The sequence below is a fragment of the Shewanella holmiensis genome (assembly GCF_025370255.1).
In the GTDB taxonomy this organism is placed as follows: domain Bacteria; phylum Pseudomonadota; class Gammaproteobacteria; order Enterobacterales; family Shewanellaceae; genus Shewanella; species Shewanella holmiensis.
In genome coordinates, this window is record NZ_JAMTCD010000027.1 from 1 (window position 1) to 17,897 (window position 17,897).

Sequence of the window (17,897 nt, forward strand, 5' to 3'; positions counted from 1 at the left end):
CCAGGAAAGCCAACTCAAAATGCTTTTATTGAACGATTCAACCGCACTTACCGAAATGAAGTTCTGGATTGTTATTTGTTCAGCAGCTTGACTGAAGTAAGGGAAATCACGGATAGTTGGCTTGAAGAATATAATTATGATCGGCCACATGAATCACTGAACGATCTACCGCCCAAGATGTATGAGCGATTAAATGAGGAAAACTCTCTTAAAATATGATCTATATAAGGGATGGTTACAGCATGATGTAATGTCGAAATAGTCTGTGGCGTGGTGTAGTGAAATAGTTAATTTGGCTACGAACTAAAAGATTAAAACTACTGTGGGTTACGCATGTGATGGTTAACGGAGTGAGGGCATCTGTTAGATTCCTTCACTACCCCTACAAAATCTAATGAATATCACTATCGACTAGTACAATAACTCTAACAAGCTTTTGTCCAGGTACAGCTTAGAGTGAACGCTCTAAATCGTTATTGCCCCAAAGCGTTTTTCATTAGCAGCAGTAATCGATTACTAATCCTTATTTGAAAACACCTTCAATAAGGTATTAATTGCTTATGAGGGCCACTTAGTTCGAACTTAGCCCAACATCTAAAAAACCGATTTAAACATTGTCGTTTTTGTTCAATCTTAGCGAGCAGACATTGCTTATTATGTGTGACATACGAAAGCGAGGCACTTTTTAGATAAAGATGGAAGGCTTTCCAGTAAATCAAAAAATTAGGTAAAAAGCGATGTTAGAAATTAAACCAATCGAAAATCTAGAAGAAATCAGCACACTAAAGCAAGCATATTTTGCACAATCAACAGCACCTCTTGATGGTATGTGGCACTTTGGATTTGTACCCATGTCTACACACTTTGGGTTTTATGAACAAGAAACCCTAGTTGGATACTGCTGCATCAATGGCGAAGGTTATATGTTGCAGTTCTACCTGAGTAATGATACTAAAATGGATGCAAAAGAACTGTTCACGCTTATCGCAGAACAAAATAACTCAGTCATTGGGGCTGTAAATGGCGCATTTGTCAGTACAGCAGAGCCGCAGTATCTATCACTTAGCCTTGATAACGCATCAGCAGTGAAGGTTAATTCTCTGATGTACAAGCAAAAAGAGGCGAGTAAGCAAAGCACTATTCCAGGGTTTGAACTAAAGCTAGCAGAGTCAGAGCAACTGGAGCAATTTGTTGAGTTTGCAGCCACTACTATCGGTGCACCAGAGCAGTGGCTTACAGGCTACTTTGGTAACCTGATTAATCGTAAAGAGTTATTCGGTTATTGGAGCGAGAATGAACTTATTGCAACGGGCGAGTGCCGTCTGTTTGATGAGTACCAAACGGGATATGCAGACCTTGGCATGATTGTCGCTCAATCACAACGTGGAAAAGGCATTGCTACTCAAATGCTTAACTGGCTAGTTAACTCAGCTAATCAGCGTGGTTTAACGCCTATCTGTTCTACTGAGAGCAGTAATGTAGGTGCACAAAAAGCCATTAAACGTGCGGGTTTATCATCTTCAAACCGCATTGTTCAGGTTGAATTTAACAACAAATAACTTGTTATCCCTCTTGCTGTTGTAAGGGGGATTTTGGTTTACGACGATCTGACTTATAGTACCCTTAATCAATAAACCTAACGGAACTGGTTATGATCCATTGGCTAAAGTCGCCAAACTCACCATGTGTTTCCCAATATGTAGAATGCTATTGGTTAATTGATAAGCGCCCTGATTCAGAGACTTATCAATTCCCAAAGCTCAACCCTGACCCATCGGCACATTTGATTCTTTCACCTAACAATCAAGCCTACTCTTATGACCTGAACCCGAGCATAGCGAAGGGAGAAGGCAGCCATTGGCTTTATCCACATCGGCAGACCTTTGAATTAGATCACTCTAAGCCATTTGTTCATCTTGGTATCAAGTTTCGTGTCGGCGCTCTTTACTGTTTACCCGATTTTTCTGCCAATCCTTTGGCACTAGATGAAGTGGAGTCAGTGGAAGACTCAACATTGTTCAAGCAATTAGGTATGGATCAAAGCAGACTGATTGAACTGGCTCGAACCAATCCACAGCAGTGTGTAGAGCAGTTAGATACGATGCTGTCGCCTTGGTTGGAACAGTGCACCGAAGATCAGCACAGTAAAATCACTCGCAATGTACTTAAACATCTAGACCAGAGTACGATATCTGAGCTGGGTGAAAAACTGTATTGTTCACAAAGAACCCTAGAAAGAAGCTTTCAACGCACCACAGGGCTTACCCTTAAACAGTGCCAGTCGATGAATAGATTAGAAGCAATGCTAGAGTATCTCTATCAACGTGAATCGACTGAACTAGATTGGGTTGAAGTTGTCTTCAAATTTGGTTTTAGTGATCAACCTCACTTGATCCGCCACCTTAAAAAACAGCTTGGCTTTACACCTAAAACTTATGAGAAAGAGCGAGGGTTGACGATTGATGTCTATGGTGGTGTTAGTTCAAAATCAAAGTTAGGCTGATGGAACTATTCAATGGGCACTAACGCATTACAGAACCTAATCTAAAGTGATAGTATTGACGTGATTATTCTAGCTCGCTTTTGTCCAAAAGTGAGCTTCATAAAGTTTACTCTGCCCCCACTAATTCTAAGCCTGCAACAGGCAATAAGTACCGATGAAGTATTGGACTTAATTTGTCGACCAAATTTAGTTAAATTGTGGTGGTAGAATAAAACTACCACTCACGACATGCTCAATGTTAGCTAGCATTAGCTACATACTGACCACAGCTCGGATCAAGCCCTGTTGAAACCAAGCTTGTAAGGTTTGTAATACCATTAGTGGCGCAGATTGTTCATCGTGCCATTCCAGCATTTGCTCGCACTGGTCGGCAAAATTGTTGCCCTGAATAAATCCTAGCAATAATGCATATTGTGCTGCTGATAATGAAACAAACTCGGTTAAGCGCGATTCACCGCGCCATAGTAACCATGCTCTAGTTGACTGATAATCTGGCTCTGGCGGCGTGGTATCCACTTTTAATGCTTGCCAAGCTTCGACAGCATTACTGTTACAGGTGAATATTTGCACGCTAGGATGAAAGCGTAAACAGCAATTGGGCCACAATTCTGGCGATATAGCCTGTAAATCACTAAAGCTTGCGCGCGGGCTTTCTGCTGCGTCAAAGGCATTTAGCAAACGACGTTCGAATCGGGCTAAATCAGCAATAATAGGATGCTGTTTAAAAAAGTCATCTTGTTGTAAAAAGTTCGGTAAATTCTCACAAAATTGGCGCAATGACTTATTACTTGAGGGATATTGACGAGTATAGTCGGCGGCCATTTTATCGAATAAATCGTCACCCAAATATACCCCAAGTAGCTGGTGGTCTGTTTCAATGGTTTCTTTTAAGCGGATCCGGTAAGCGTTGGCATAAATTTGTAGGCGATCATTTGCACTGATCCCCACTTGTTCAGACACGTTAGCTTTCATTACTGACTGAATTTGTTCGTGCTGTATATCCGCACCATCGGAGAGTAAATACTGCATAAATTGCTGTTGAATCTCAGCTAAACGGCTCATTGTTATGCCCTGACGTGTTTCGGTGAAACGTTATTAGTACTGATATGCTTATTTAAGCCAACAAGTGAGCGAGTGCCAAAGCTTGAACGGGCTAATTCGGCATTGTCGGGCAGAGTTAACTCTGCAATGTGTTTCGCTTCAAGCAATTCTTGGTATAACACGGGAAATTCGGGAATATTTGCATCGCGTTCAATCATGGTGCTCACAGGTCCAAAGCGTTCTAATGCTGCTTGGTAAAGCGTCCAAACCGAAGGCGACACATCATGGTCGTGGGTATCGATGACATAATCACCAAAGTCACTGTGACCGGCTAAATGAAATTGCTGTACTCGGCGAGGGTCTATTTTTTTAAGGTAATCGAGTGGATTAAAGTGATGATTGCGAGCGCTGACATAAATGTTATTAATGTCGAGTAAAATTAAGCAATCTGCAGCTTCTGCAACCTGGCTTAAAAAGTCCCATTCGTCCATAGTCGAGTCTTGATATGACAAATAGCTGGATACGTTTTCTAACAGTATTCGTCGACCTAAAAAGTCCTGCACAATACGCACACGCTCAGCGACATGGTTAACCGTTTCTTCGGTGTAAGGCAGTGGCAGTAAATCATGGCTATTAACGCCGTGAATAGAGGTCCAACAAATATGATCTGAAATCCATTTAGGCTGAATGTCGTTACTGAGTTTTTTGAGTGCTTTAAGGTAGTCCATATCAAGTGGGTCGGAACTGCCAATTGACATAGACACGCCATGCATCACTACAGGGTATTGCTCGACAATGGCTTCTAAATAATATCGAGGTTTACCGCCTGCAACTAAGTAGTTTTCAGACAAAACTTCAAACCAATCAATGTCGGGTTGGTGTTGTAAAATATGCTCAAAATGGTCAGTACGTAAGCCTAAGCCAAATCCAAGAAAGTCTTCTGTAATACGAGTATCTGACATGGTCCATCCTTTTTAAAGCAATTTTTCTAGCTTATGATTAGGTAAAAGTTGCGTTAATAATTGAGAAAGTAAACTGATGACCCTGTAACGATAGTCGGTGACAGAGTCATCAAACGAAGCCAAATTAGCTTGCTTTACCGCCAATGTCAGCGCACGATTTTGCTGTAGTGCTAACAAATCCGGTACCTTTACAACTTGCTTGACCGCCACATGCGTTATCAGCACCTTTACAATCGTTATGGCCTTTACAGATGTTAACACCGTAGCAGTGAACTAGATCGGCTTTAGTGACTTTACCAACCCAATCATCTTTTTGTGTGCCGCCGACATCAGCACAAGCTTTTGATGGCATACCAACAAAACCAGTACCTTTACAGCTTGCTTGACCATTACAAGCATTATCTGCTGTTTTACAGTCATTGTGACCTTTACAGACGTTTACCTCGTAACAATGGACTAAATCTGTTTCGCCATCGGCTAAAGGTACTGTGCTTGTTTCAGCTGCCATTGCTTGACCTGATAAACTGGCCATTGCAAGTGCTAATGCTGCACCTGTTATGCTACTTTGTGTTTTAGTATTCATTATGTATTCCTTTGCTTGATAATAGTTCAAATCGACTTAAGCCTTGCGGTAGCTTTATGATAATTGAGATAGTGACTACAGCGAGGTTGGGATAAAGACCGCTATAGTGTAGAAGATCTTACAAGAGTATTTGAATAAAGTAGTTATTGTGGTCAATTATTGTTAAATTGCTGTTACAGTTTTTCTGAAATTTAGTGGGGTCAGGGTCTGAGGGATCCCACTAATTTTTAGGTTTTTCCTATTGCGCCATTTATACCAATCATTAAGCGTTTAAATCCGAAATAAAAAAGGGGCCTAAAGGCCCCTTTATCTAATTAGCTAATGTTTAAAACTCGTAACGGGCAACTAGCGAGAAATATCGCTCAGTTTGACGATCGGTTGTCATACCGTAATCGGGATTCAACTCCAAACCGTTGGCGGTATCAGCGTATCTGGCGCGCTCTTCGTTGATATTCGTTGCAGTATCAGAATTAAGTACATTGTAAACAGTACCTTTGACACTAAACCCACCACCAAGCAACTCAGGCTTATACATCAAAGACATATCTACATTGGTCACCCAAGGTAAATTACCCGCGGTACCACGAGGAGCGGGATTGCCGTTCTCATCATAGTGTGAGGCTTGATCGTAATAACGACTGATACAATCTTCCCATGGATTACCCGGTGCACAGCTATCTACGCTATCAGGGTGTTGAGAGAACATACTCTGAGGGCGTCCCGAGGTAGTTCTGGCAACTAGACCAAAAATGAGATCATCTGTGATCTTGTAGGCACCACTGATCTTAATCGAATGACGATGGTCGTTAGGGAGGTCACCATTAGAATGGTCCATCAGATCACCATAGTCATAAGAAGTTGTCCAGCCTGGATCTGCCTGATTGTTATCAGTCTTAACCAATCCCTCAGTGTTACCGTAGCTGTGTGACCATGTGTATGAACTATTAATCGTTAAATCATCAGTCACGTTGCCATCTAATGTGAACTCCATAGCAAGGTACTTACGCTCAGCCTTTGGCAACATCAGCTCTTCGGCAGACAAGGTAACATCGTCAACTTGTCCATCACCGTCAAAGTCATAAGACATTTGAATCGCTTCGCCTGGATTATTCAGCACATAGTAAGAGCCTTGACCCACGTTATCGTCAATACCTAACTCTTGTAACTTCTTCGCTAACACAGGGCCCACATCAGTATCTTCTACGCTGCGACCTAAATCGCGATATACAAAACGTACACCACCGCTCATGGTGTCAAACAACTCTTGCTGATAACCAACTGTAAACTCATCTGAATACATTGGTTTTAAATTCGCTGATGCAATGAGTCCAGGCTCTGTGATACCACGTTGGCGCCAATATCTATCACGCAACATTGCACCGCGACTTGGTGAACCATCAGCTTCCAATATTGGCTGGCCATTGGCGTCAACTTGATCTAGCTCTGAATACTCAAACCATTCAATAGATGATGAGCCTTGAGTAATGTTCATGTTGGCTGAGACGGGCTGGAAATAACGTCCGTAAGTCGCAAACACCTTAGCGCTACCGTCACCAAACACGTCATAAATAGCCTGTAAACGTGGGGCAATTTGGTTGTCTATAGACACATATTCGCGTCCATCGGATACGGTATTATCAAAACCACTATAACGTAGGCCTAAATTAAGCACGAGCTGGTCCGTTACCTGCCATGAGTCATTCGCATAAAAGGCAAGTGATGTCACTTCTGAATCGGTGTAACGGGTTCGAATACGACGCTCGATAAAGTCAGTACCCACAGGTGCTCCAGAACGATCATCTACGCCCGCAGTTTTAACTGACCACCAACCTTCCGCATCGCCAACACCATTCTGGCCAGAGTTGAAATCGACTGTCACCTTAGTGTAGTCAACACCAAACTGAATAGAGTGAGACTCTAAATCCCAGTTAAAATCGATACGGGCTTGGTCGCGAATATATTCTTCTTCTGATACCGAAGAGTTGGTATGAGTACTAAGATATGAACCATTACGGTAGTCATAAACACTTGGATTGGTCGACGCGACCACATTTTCAACGTTTTCAGATGTTCTACCAACAACCGCAGAGACCGAGAAATCATCAGAAAAATAGCCGTTATAGTTCAAGCTATACATTTGCCCGCCATCTTCACCAGGCGCTGCAACGCCTTCTTGCTCACCGACGATGTTCGTCTCCCAGTCGTAAGCATAGTTAGTGTTGGTCCAAGTACGTTTGTTGTTCATCGCTGACAAACCAAATGAATGATCTGAATTAATAAACCAATCGACCTTGGCAAACCAACGGTCTTCCTCTCTTTCTCTATTTGTCTTTACGGTTGAGCCAGCCCAGTCTTGATCTTCACGACGAGGGGCAAATAAACCGTAGAAAAACAGCTTATCTTCTACAATCGCACCGCTAGCCCATAATTGAAGCTCTTTAAAATCGTTACTATCTTGAGCGGTATTGGTTTGAATAACGCCTTCGCTGTTGAAAAGCGAATCATGGCTTGAACGCGTTGATGATGGATCCCAACGAACTTCAGTACCAAAACTAAATTCATTCTCACCAGATTTAGAAACCGCGTTAACGATACCACCAAGCGCTCCACCAAACTCAGGGCTCACCCCACCAGTCTGAACTTGTGTTTGAGAAATTGCCTCCCAAGGTAGGCGTATAGAGCCAAGACCAGTACGAATACTCGTTACATTCATACCGTTAAAGTAATAACCATTTTCAGCAGCTGACGCCCCACCAAAACTCGAAGCACCTTTGAAATTTGAGCCACCAGGCGCAGCAGTACCCGGGGCAAGCAATGCGATACTTTCGAAACCAGTATTAACTGGCATCGACTGTAAATCACTTTGAGTAAAGGTCACCCCAGATGTAGATGACGCCATGTCCACGCGACGAATCATACTGCCGGTAACAGCAATACGCTCAACATTGTCCTCACCTTGCGTGGCGAGTTGGCCATCAAGAATAATCGATTGGCCGATTGTCACTTCAATATCATTCTGCTCTGACTGAATAAACCCATCTTTACTAATCGTAATGTCGTACTTGCCAACGGGAACATTACGCAGAATGTACTCACCATTGTCATTGGTTTGAACCGTGTAAACTAGACCTTTCGTTTTATGTTTAAGCGTGATCGTCGCATTTGTAATATTGCTTCCCGAGCTAGAGGCAACCTGCCCCTTGACGATACTACTTCCATCCACAGCCATTGCTGCTGGGGCAGACATTAGCAGTACCGAACCGACAGCAATAGCCGCCAGTGTTTTCCGTGGCATAAAGCGCCCGCGGGCATTACTTCCAGACATAAAAACCTCTCCCTTATCTAATTTGTTGTAGTGCATCCGCGTAGAATTATTTTTGATTGATCGTAGGTACATATTTTTGGATGCAACAAAACCATAACACATGACACATATTTTATACAATCTCCAATATACAATATTCAATGTGCGATAAAGGAGTGTTAACTAAATGAGTTTTCACAGGCTTTAAAACAAGACGTAAGAAAAAAGCGAAGATTGGAACACTATCCACAGCGGCAGTTAATTGAGTCATTAACTCAGATAAGATTGATAGAACAGTAGATTAAAAGAGGGGGGCTGAGGTTAAACGCTCGCCGTTACACTGCTTACAAAAATTTAGTGGGGTCAAAATTTAGTGAGGTCAGGGTAAACTTTTATAAAAAGTAAATTGAAACACTGCTTTTTCTAAAACGTTTATGTCCAAAAACGATTTAGCTTTTTATTGTCCGATTGATACCCGAAAGGTTAAATCGAAGAGATCAAATAACCAAGTGTAGATGCGGCTGAGGGTATCGAAAACAGGGATGTTTTCGTTAAGCGGTCAGGGATGACGCATAGCGTCCCGAAGCAGTATCTGCACATAAGCGAGCCGCAGGCTTTTAACTACAATGAAGATTCGACTTTAAACACTAATCCCAATTCCAACTCAGCCAAACGTTATAAGCTCAAGATGCCAACGCCTTCATTCGAAGGCCTACACACTTTTGTCCAAAAGTGAATTTAAAAGTGATCACACTTTATAATCAAAAAATGAAATTTGTCCTCTGATAATTTATCAAACTATTACGTCATTACCGTTCATGACAACCTTAAGTTTTTATCAAACGATATTATTGTCGTACAAATAATAGAATAAATAACAACTGCGAATATCGAGTGCCTATATCGAGTGCCTATGTCGATCACTCATAGCAGATATTCCCCGAATCTAACCTATCGTTGTCGAGGCTAATTAACTCAACACTAAATCCATCAAAATCGCATCTTCATGGCCATCATCCGTTGGGTAATACCCCTTACGACGACTGGTTTCAACAAAGCCAGCTTTTTCATATAGCCCAATCGCGCTCAAGTTAGACTGACGAACTTCTAACATAATGACTACCGCGTCGAATGCTTTTGCCTGTGCAACTAATGAGGTTAATAAGCGCTTACCCAAACCTAAACCCTGTGCTGAGGGGGCGACGCAAATATCCATCAAGGTCACTTCATCTATCACCTGCTGAACAATACTAAAGCCCAATAATTGCCCCTCAGCCATCACGCCTTCAACGCGATATAAATGCCCGAAACAACTGGCTAAGGTAGCTGACGACATTGGTGAATGATGGCATGCCTGTTCTATAACTGACATGTCAGCAAGATGAGCTTCCGTTAACGCGACCAAGGAATAAGTCATAAATTTTTCCACAAATGGGCAATGACACAGTGATGCTATCTAAGATAAGCAAGCAGATATACCTAAATCATATCAGTTAGTTAAAACAATTGTTACCAGATTAAACATCACCCTCTGTGGATTTATTCATATTCTTTCATAAGTTGTCTAAATTCATTCATCCACGGTCTGACTGTCGTTAACAACTCTTATCTAATATGGGCTTCATCGGTAGAAGTCATCATTAAGAGAGCAAATCATGACCGCAAAAGAATTATCTGAAACACCTAAAAAAGTGAAACTCAATGAACTTAAAGCACTGGGATTTATCATTTTTTTATTATTCCCCATTGTCACAGCCACCAGCATTAGTGCCTATGGCTTTGTAATTTGGATGATCCAAGCCTTTGGTGGCGTGGTCGCTCACTAATCCTTCTCACTCTGGGTCAATCTTATTAAGGATGTCGTTATGAAATGGTTTATCAACACCTGGCGCACACTCAACCAGCCAGCTAAATATCTCACTTTAGGCACTATTAGCCTTTCAGCCTTTTTAATGGGCATTATTTTTTGGGGCGGTTTTAATACCGCTCTAGAACTGACTAACACAGAAGAGTTTTGTATTAGTTGTCACAGTATGGAAAGCAAACCCTACCAAGAATTACAGCAAACCGTGCATTGGTCTAATCACTCTGGTGTGCGTGCTACGTGTCCTGATTGTCATGTGCCGCATAACTGGAGCCGTAAAATTGGCCGTAAAATTGAAGCATCACATGATATGTGGGGCTGGTTAATGCAAACCGTGAATACCGAAGAAAAGTTTGAAGCTAAACGTCTTGAAATGGCCAGCCGTGAGTGGAAACGTTTTGACCGTGATAACTCATTAGCCTGTAAAAACTGTCATAACTACGACTCAATGAAGTGGGAAGACATGTCGAAACTGGCGCAAAAACAAATGAAACGTGCTGCCGAAACAGACCAAAGCTGTATCGATTGTCACAAAGGGATTGCCCATAAACTACCTGAAATGGGTACCTCACGTGCACCAGAATTGATTGCCCAAGTCGGTGCTGGCGAATCAAGCCTTGAAGCAAACAGCAGTTACTTTACCGCATTAACCAAGCCACTTTATTTCAACGAAAAAACTGACGTTGAAGCTGGTACCTTAAACATTGCCACTAAAGTGACTGTGTTAGAAACCAAAGGAAATCGCGTTAAAATTGGCATTGATGGCTGGCGTAAAAAAGTCGGCGCGGGCCGAGTGATTTACTACGATTTTGGCCTCAACATTTTATCGGCTCAATTGTCAAAAGATGCAGCGCTTGAAGAAGGTGTAATGGAAGTGTTCGAGCAAGAAGAAGATCCGATGACAGGGCTTATTTGGCAACGTGTAGAAGCCAAAATTTGGACCGACTCAGATTACCTTGTGAAAGACCTACAGCCACTTTGGGACTATGCAAGAGACACTTATACCAACAGTTGTAGTGTGTGTCATACCCAACCTGCTGAAGCGCATTTTGATGCCAACAGCTGGCCTGGTATGTTTCAAGGAATGATAGCGTTCGTCAATATGGACCAAGATACCCAAGCACTTGTGCAAAAGTACCTACAGGAACATTCATCTACTTTCGACAAGTCAGCGCACTAATAGGACATCATTATGAACAGAAGAGACTTTCTAAAAGGCTTAGCAGCAACTTCATTTGTTAGCCTAAGCAGTGCATCAGTGCTAGCGCCATTTAAGGCTTTGGCCGCAGCGGGAACCATGGCGAATGATGACTGGTTAACAACTGGCTCACATTTTGGCGCATTCAAAATGAAGCGTAAAAATGGCGTCATTGATCAAGTTATCCCATTTGACTTAGACAAATATCCAACCGACATGATTAACGGCGTTAAAGGGTTAGTGTATAACCCATCACGCGTTCGTTACCCTATGGTGCGTTTAGACTTTTTATTAAATGGTCATAAAAGCGATACTTCACAACGTGGTGATTTCCGCTTTGTACGTGTCACCTGGGACAAGGCACTGAACCTGTTCAAGGACTCATTAGACCAAGTGCAGACTAAGTATGGGCCATCAGGCTTACATGCGGGGCAAACTGGTTGGCGCGCAACGGGGCAGCTGCACTCAAGCACTAGCCATATGCAACGCGCTGTAGGCATGCACGGTAATTTTGTTAAAAAGATTGGCGACTACTCTACCGGTGCTGGGCAAACCATATTACCGTACATTTTAGGGTCGACTGAGGTATACGCCCAGGGCACCTCGTGGCCGTTAATCCTTGAACAGTCAGACACTATTATTTTGTGGTCTAACGATCCCTATAAAAACCTGCAAGTGGGTTGGAATGCTGAAACCCACGAGTCATATGGCTACCTTGCGCAGCTGAAAGAGAAGGTTAAGCAAGGTAAAATCCGCGTGATCAGCATTGACCCTGTGGTCACTAAAACGCAGCAGTATTTGGGCTGCGAGCAACTGTATGTCAATCCACAAACTGACGTGGCATTGATGCTGGGCATTGCTCATGAAATGGTGATCAAAAACCTGCATGATAAAAAGTTTATCGAAGGTTACAGCCTAGGATTTGAACACTTCCTACCTTATCTATTAGGTGAGTCCGATGGCATTGTAAAAACCCCAGAATGGGCCAGTAAGATTACTGGCGTGACTCCTGAAATCATTCGTGATTTAGCCAAGGTAATGACTAAAGGTCGTACCCAAATCATGATGGGCTGGTGTATTCAACGCCAACAACACGGTGAGCAACCCTATTGGATGGCTGCTGTGTTAGCCACTATGATTGGCCAAATTGGTTTACCTGGCGGTGGTATCAGCTATGGCCACCATTACTCAAGTATTGGCGTGCCCTCATCTGGCGCCGCAGCACCAGGGGCGTTTCCACGTAATTTAGATGAAGGTCAAAAACCGCTGTTTGATAATAATGACTTCAAAGGCGCAAGTAGCACTATCCCTGTTGCGCGCTGGATTGATGCCATATTAGAGCCGGGTAAAACCATCGACGCTAACGGCGCAAGAGTGACCTATCCAGATATCAAAATGATGGTATTTTCGGGGAATAACCCTTGGAACCATCATCAAGATAGAAACAAAATGAAGCAAGCATTCAAAAAGCTTGAATGCGTGGTCACCATTGATATGAACTGGACGGCGACATGCCGTTTCTCTGATATCGTGTTACCAGCCTGTACCACGTTTGAACGCAATGATATTGATGTCTATGGCAGTTATGCTAACCGTGGCGTATTAGCGATGCAAAAAATGGTTGAGCCATTATTTGAAAGCTTATCTGACTTTGAAATCTTTACTCGATTTGCCAAAATCATGGGTAAAGAGCAAGAGTACACCCGTGGTATGTCTGAGTTTGATTGGCTTAAAAAGCTATATAACGAGTGTAAAGCAGACAATGCTGGCAAATTTGACATGCCAGATTTCGATACCTTCTGGAAAGACGGTTATGTTCACTTCGGTGAAGGTCAACCTTGGACTCGTCACGCTGATTTTAGAAACGATCCTGAAATGGCGCCACTTGGTACACCATCGGGTTTGATTGAGATATTCAGCCGAAAAATCGCTCAGTTTAACTATGATGATTGTCCAGGCCACCCAACTTGGATGGAAAAATCTGAACGCAGCCATGGTGGACCCGGTTCAGATAAGTACCCTGTGTGGATGCAGTCTTGTCATCCTGATAAGCGTTTACATTCGCAAATGTGTGAATCAGAGCAATACCGTGCAACCTACACTGTAAAAGGGCGTGAGCCAGTTTACTTAAACCCAACCGATGCCAAACAACGTGGTATTAAAGACGGTGATATCGTGCGGGTATTTAACGACCGTGGTCAATTGCTTGCTGGCGCAGTAGTGTCAGACAGCTTCCCGCCTGGTGTTATTCGTATTCACGAAGGTGCTTGGTACGGTCCTGTTGGCAAAGATGGCAGCAAACAAGGTGGCAATGAAATTGGTGCATTATGTAGCTATGGTGACCCAAATACCTTGACTCAAGATATTGGCACCTCCAAGCTAGCCCAAGCTTGCGCAGCCTATACTTGTTTAGTTAACTTTGAAAAGTATCAGGGCAAAGTGCCAGAGGTCAGCTCGTTTAGTGGCCCAATTGAAACACAAGTGTAGTTCACACAATTAGCCGTTAACTGAGGTTATTTAGCACCACATTTTCCATTGGGGCTAAATAACCCTCTAGATAGAATCGACCTGAATTGGGTCAAAGGAGATTACATAGATGACTGATAAGCAAGTATATGCCACCCCAATGAACCAGGGCCGCGCGATGGTATACAGACTGCTCTCATCGCTTTTTGCTAAAGAGCTTGATCAGCAACTATTGCATGAACTGACATCCAGTCAAGCTCAAGCCTTCTTTGCTCAACTGGCCAGCGATCCTTTATTGGCACAAGATATCGCTAGCTTAAATTCAGTGTTGAATACGCTAAATACTGATCGGGCGTTATTAGAGCTTGCTGCTGATTATTGCGGATTGTTTTTAGTCGGCACTAAACATAGCGCAAGTCCCTATGCCAGCTTATACCTTGGCGATAATGACGCCAGCGATGAAATATTGTTATTTGGTGAACAACATCAGCAAATGAAGACTTTTTTACAACAAAGTCAATTGACTGTACAAAGTGAGTTTCCTGAACCTGCTGATCATATCGCAGTCATTTTAGCCTACGTCGCCCACCAAGCCTGTTGCAGTGACGATAAAACACAACAGGCCTTTATCGCCCAATATTTGAATGCTTGGTTACCTCAGTTTACCGATAAGGTAATGACGGTTGATAGCGGTAATTTTTATGCCGCTCTTGCCAGACTTACCCAGGCTTGGGTTGCCAGTGATTGTGATGCTTTACAAGTAAGTTAGTTTTATCCTTCCCCCAAAGACCCAAAACACCGAGCTTGCTCGGTGTTTTTTTATTCATGCTATCTGCTGACATCAGATAACTTGACTGAAACGGCATCCATTGAGTCTTGCCATAATTGTTGTAACGCTTGGTATTCTTCATTGGTAAAGGTGCATGTTTCCAATTGCTGACATAGCTGAGTTAACGCAACTAACCCCATGCTGGCACTACTGCCCTTTAAACCATGTAATAATTCGCTACTGTTAGCAGGTAAGTTAGCTAATGCCGCTATCTGTGCGGTACTGCTGGCTTTAAACAAGGTGAGCATTTCAGCTATCGCATCCGCCCCTAAGTATTCTAAGTCCTCAGTAATTTGTTGCTCATTAAGCAAACTCGCTGTTGGTTTACATACTGGATAGCTATTAGGCTTGGCCTTAATGGTGCTACCTGCAACTAGGCTGTCGGCATCAGTAGTATTGGAGTTCACTTCACCATGATAAGCCGATGCCGAGTGGGGAGCCGATGCTGCACCTACACTGTGCGTCTCGGTTTGAAATGCCTCACTGGCCACCCCAATCCATCCTGCTAAAGCCTGCATATTCAATGGTTTTTCGAGTACCGAATCAAACCCTGTTGCTTTATAAAGCTGCATATCATCATCTTGCACTTGGGCAGTAAAAGCGGCGATATTTGCCCTCACCTGCGCCGATTGCGCAATCTGTGTTAACTCAGCCAGTAACTCAATGCCCGAGCCGTCACCTAACTGAATATCAAGCATAATTGCATCAAACTGAGCGGCGTTATCCTGCCGATAAACCGCTCTTGCCTCGGCGCAGCTTTCAACCAATATCGACTGATGCCCAAGGTGAGCTAAAAAGCCTTGAGCTACCATGGCGTTGACTTTGTTATCTTCAATGACCAACAGATTTTTAGGCGTCACCTTTGGCAACTCGATACGGCTTAACTCATCGGCTTGATTACACATAATAAGCGGTAAGCTAAAGCTAAATGTTGAGCCCTTACCCACTTGGCTATCCACGCGAATACATTGGCTGGCGTTATCGAGATTGTTTTCGCAGTTATTGTCGAAATCATTCATCAATGCGACCAATTCTTTACAAATTGCCAGCCCCAAACCAGTACCACGGGTGCGCCCTTGATTAGGTTGAGCACTATATGCGATAAACAATTGTTCCATCGCGGTGTCACTAATGCCAACTCCGCTATCAATCACAGTAAAAGTGAGCCTTTGGTCAACCACAGCCACACTTAATTCCACACCACCTTTTGGGGTAAACTTAATTGCATTACCCAACAAATTAAACAATACCTGTCGCAGTTTAGGGCCATCGACATGCACCCAGTGCGGCAAGTTTTGACAGTTTAACGATAAAGATAATCCAGCCAGCCCCGCACCCGACATCATCACAGCCATCACTTCATCTAACAGATCATTTAACGCAACGGGTCGCGGCTCATTAGTTAACTTGCCTTGCTCTAAACGCGAAAAATCTAAAATATCGTTCAATACGGTTTGCAGTAATGTGCCGCTATATTGAGACAAAGCCAGCATTTGCTTTTGGGCTGGCGGCAAAGGAGAGTGACTTAATAACGTTAACGTGCCTAAAAGCCCATTTAATGGCGTGCGAATTTCATGGCTCATGGTAGCTAAAAATAATGATTTAGCATTACTGGCCTGCTCTGCCATCTCCCTTGCGGCCGAGTGCCCTTTTGCTTCGGCATCTAATTGACGGTTGGTTTCGGCTAATTCTATGGTGCGCGCCTGAACGGTATTTTCTAATGAGGCTTTATGCACAATCAATTCTGATGCGGTAGTTTGTAACTCGACTTGCAACGCTTGATTTTGGGTGGTTTTTTGCTTAAATGCTTCAATAGCTGAAGCCATAGCTGTCAGCTCATCATCGCCATGGGGATCGAGCACAACCTCGGTATTACCTAGGCTTAATTGCGATAATGCTGTCGTCGCTTCATTTAGGCGCAGGGCAATGCCTTTATAAATCACCCGATATACCACTAGCATCATGATAATAAACATCAATACGCCGGTGGCCCACAAACCCGATTTTGCCCAAAGAAGTTGTTGTAAAAAATCACGGCGGGCATTGTCTGCTTGAATTTGTTGGGCTTTCATCGCGCCATCGACCGACTTATTTAACTGGCTTAATTTGTCGGTTAACTGCATTAACTGAGCATTTTGCTTCGCCAACACTTGTGCATATTGCTGTTGTAAGCGTAAACCAATATTCACGTCCCTCAGCAAAACTAATTCTTGCTCGAGTTCAGTTGCCCTAGCTGGATCACGTACCAGCCCTTTAAGTAATTCAAGTGGCATTAAATCAATTTGCTTATCCATTACATGATTTGAAACATCTACTCCAGAGGCGGAATTAAGCGGGGCGCCTGCAACATTTTGACCGCTTATTTTAGGGCGAAATCCCGATTGATAAAGCACCCGCGTCATGCTGTCTAATACTTTATTCAACCCAAGTTGTTGCTCGGGTGACTGTAAAAGTTGACCCACCAATGCGATATGGTTGATCAGTGCTAACGCCCTATTTAAGCGTTCTCTGATATCTAAATCTTGTTCTATAATGGTGTCGAGCAGATGGGCACTTTGCGCCTCACCTGCCACTTGCGGGTAGGCTAAGCTTAATTTGGCTAAAATAGCCGAGTCGACTACCGCTTGTTCGGCTTCAAGCAATATGCCGCTTCGACGGGCCGCTTCAGCAAGGTCACTGCCTTTATCATCTAATAGTGCGGTTAATGCTAAGCGTGCACCTACTTGACGTCCTAAAACCGATAAGTCGTGAATAATTTCCCCCGCAAGCAAGGCTAAGTTATTATCTTTGCTGTTATGATTACCTTGCACATTTAACGCGTTAAGCCGCTCAATTGCCGCGAGTAAATTGGTGCTTTCTAAAGAGAGCTTACGCCCTAAAAACGCTCGCTGAGCTTCTTCTTCAACTCGCTCAAGCCCTTGGGCATTGTCGAGTAAAGCATTAGATGACTGCATAAGTTGTCTGGCCGCTTCCGAGGCGGGTAAGGCTTCTTCATATAAATACTGATCGGCTAATTTGACCCAATACAAAGATAAACTGCCCAGACTAACTAATAATAGTAATAGCAGTCCTAACAGACTAAAGGCCAACATGAGGCGACCAACTAAGCTCTTACCTGATAGTGATAAAGCACTCACATTCATTCCT

13 protein-coding genes are annotated in these 17,897 nt (G+C 43.2%); 7 read left to right on the forward strand and 6 right to left on the reverse strand.

Annotated elements, in window-relative coordinates; all coding sequences use genetic code 11:
* The 3 genes from NE535_RS16135 to NE535_RS16145 all read left to right on the forward strand — a co-directional run.
* On the forward strand, positions 1 to 219 hold a 219-nt coding region (locus NE535_RS16135), incomplete at its 5' end, for an integrase core domain-containing protein (protein ID WP_261299629.1).
* Between the two features lie 518 nt (positions 220 to 737).
* The gene (locus tag NE535_RS16140) at positions 738 to 1,559 is read left to right on the forward strand and encodes a GNAT family N-acetyltransferase (protein ID WP_063883836.1); all 822 of its coding nucleotides are present in this window, start codon (positions 738 to 740) and stop codon (positions 1,557 to 1,559) included.
* Between the two features lie 92 nt (positions 1,560 to 1,651).
* Entirely contained in the window at positions 1,652 to 2,503 is an 852-nt protein-coding gene (locus NE535_RS16145) for a helix-turn-helix domain-containing protein (protein ID WP_261299630.1), read from the forward strand.
* Positions 2,504 to 2,755: 252 nt separating this feature from the next.
* On the opposite strand, the gene NE535_RS16150 is transcribed toward NE535_RS16145, so the two are convergent.
* From NE535_RS16150 to rimI, 5 genes are all read right to left on the reverse strand, one after another.
* The gene (locus tag NE535_RS16150; protein ID WP_261299631.1) at positions 2,756 to 3,565 is read right to left on the reverse strand and encodes an HvfC/BufC N-terminal domain-containing protein; all 810 of its coding nucleotides are present in this window, start codon (positions 3,563 to 3,565) and stop codon (positions 2,756 to 2,758) included.
* A gap of 2 nt (positions 3,566 to 3,567) precedes the next feature.
* The gene (gene bufB / locus NE535_RS16155) at positions 3,568 to 4,506 is read right to left on the reverse strand and encodes an MNIO family bufferin maturase (RefSeq protein ID WP_261299632.1); all 939 of its coding nucleotides are present in this window, start codon (positions 4,504 to 4,506) and stop codon (positions 3,568 to 3,570) included.
* Positions 4,507 to 4,630: 124 nt separating this feature from the next.
* A complete protein-coding gene (gene bufA2 / locus NE535_RS16160; RefSeq protein ID WP_261299633.1) occupies positions 4,631 to 5,089 on the reverse strand; it encodes a BufA2 family periplasmic bufferin-type metallophore in 459 nt (152 codons plus the stop codon).
* Between the two features lie 325 nt (positions 5,090 to 5,414).
* Positions 5,415 to 8,414 carry a TonB-dependent receptor gene (locus tag NE535_RS16165; RefSeq protein ID WP_261299634.1) on the reverse strand — a complete coding sequence of 1,000 codons (3,000 nt, stop codon included), beginning with the start codon at positions 8,412 to 8,414 and terminating at the stop codon, positions 5,415 to 5,417.
* A gap of 949 nt (positions 8,415 to 9,363) precedes the next feature.
* On the reverse strand, positions 9,364 to 9,810 hold the full coding sequence (rimI, locus tag NE535_RS16170) for a ribosomal protein S18-alanine N-acetyltransferase (RefSeq protein ID WP_261299635.1): 447 nt from the start codon (positions 9,808 to 9,810) through the stop codon (positions 9,364 to 9,366).
* Positions 9,811 to 10,048: 238 nt separating this feature from the next.
* Here rimI and NE535_RS16175 point away from each other — a divergent pair, with 238 nt between their 5' ends.
* From NE535_RS16175 to torD, 4 genes are all read left to right on the forward strand, one after another.
* The gene (locus NE535_RS16175) at positions 10,049 to 10,219 is read left to right on the forward strand and encodes a periplasmic nitrate reductase, NapE protein (protein ID WP_261299636.1); all 171 of its coding nucleotides are present in this window, start codon (positions 10,049 to 10,051) and stop codon (positions 10,217 to 10,219) included.
* Positions 10,220 to 10,258: 39 nt separating this feature from the next.
* Positions 10,259 to 11,437 carry a pentaheme c-type cytochrome TorC gene (gene torC / locus NE535_RS16180; RefSeq protein WP_261299637.1) on the forward strand — a complete coding sequence of 393 codons (1,179 nt, stop codon included), beginning with the start codon at positions 10,259 to 10,261 and terminating at the stop codon, positions 11,435 to 11,437.
* Between the two features lie 12 nt (positions 11,438 to 11,449).
* Positions 11,450 to 13,942 (forward strand): trimethylamine-N-oxide reductase TorA, encoded by a 2,493-nt coding sequence (gene torA, locus NE535_RS16185; protein WP_261299638.1) that lies wholly within the window; start codon positions 11,450 to 11,452, stop codon positions 13,940 to 13,942.
* Between the two features lie 109 nt (positions 13,943 to 14,051).
* Positions 14,052 to 14,690: a molecular chaperone TorD gene (gene torD / locus NE535_RS16190; protein WP_261299639.1), complete on the forward strand. Its 639-nt coding sequence runs from the start codon at positions 14,052 to 14,054 to the stop codon at positions 14,688 to 14,690.
* A gap of 59 nt (positions 14,691 to 14,749) precedes the next feature.
* Here the strand turns inward: torD and torS are convergent, their stop codons facing one another.
* Entirely contained in the window at positions 14,750 to 17,842 is a 3,093-nt protein-coding gene (gene torS, locus NE535_RS16195; RefSeq protein ID WP_425347468.1) for a TMAO reductase system sensor histidine kinase/response regulator TorS, read from the reverse strand.
* Positions 17,843 to 17,897: the final 55 nt, after the last annotated feature.

Excerpts from the sequence above, each read along its gene's own strand:
- NE535_RS16140 (WP_063883836.1), top strand. The coding sequence starts at position 738 with ATGTTAGAAATTAAACCAATCGAAAATCTAGAAGAAATCAGCACACTA.
- NE535_RS16145 (WP_261299630.1), top strand. The coding sequence starts at position 1,652 with ATGATCCATTGGCTAAAGTCGCCAAACTCACCATGTGTTTCCCAATAT.
- NE535_RS16150 (WP_261299631.1), bottom strand. The coding sequence starts at position 3,565 with ATGAGCCGTTTAGCTGAGATTCAACAGCAATTTATGCAGTATTTACTC.
- bufB (WP_261299632.1), bottom strand. The coding sequence starts at position 4,506 with ATGTCAGATACTCGTATTACAGAAGACTTTCTTGGATTTGGCTTAGGC.
- bufA2 (WP_261299633.1), bottom strand. The coding sequence starts at position 5,089 with ATGAATACTAAAACACAAAGTAGCATAACAGGTGCAGCATTAGCACTT.
- NE535_RS16165 (WP_261299634.1), bottom strand. The coding sequence starts at position 8,414 with ATGTCTGGAAGTAATGCCCGCGGGCGCTTTATGCCACGGAAAACACTG.
- rimI (WP_261299635.1), bottom strand. The coding sequence starts at position 9,810 with ATGACTTATTCCTTGGTCGCGTTAACGGAAGCTCATCTTGCTGACATG.
- NE535_RS16175 (WP_261299636.1), top strand. The coding sequence starts at position 10,049 with ATGACCGCAAAAGAATTATCTGAAACACCTAAAAAAGTGAAACTCAAT.
- torC (WP_261299637.1), top strand. The coding sequence starts at position 10,259 with ATGAAATGGTTTATCAACACCTGGCGCACACTCAACCAGCCAGCTAAA.
- torA (WP_261299638.1), top strand. The coding sequence starts at position 11,450 with ATGAACAGAAGAGACTTTCTAAAAGGCTTAGCAGCAACTTCATTTGTT.
- torD (WP_261299639.1), top strand. The coding sequence starts at position 14,052 with ATGACTGATAAGCAAGTATATGCCACCCCAATGAACCAGGGCCGCGCG.
- torS (WP_425347468.1), bottom strand. The coding sequence starts at position 17,842 with ATGTTGGCCTTTAGTCTGTTAGGACTGCTATTACTATTATTAGTTAGT.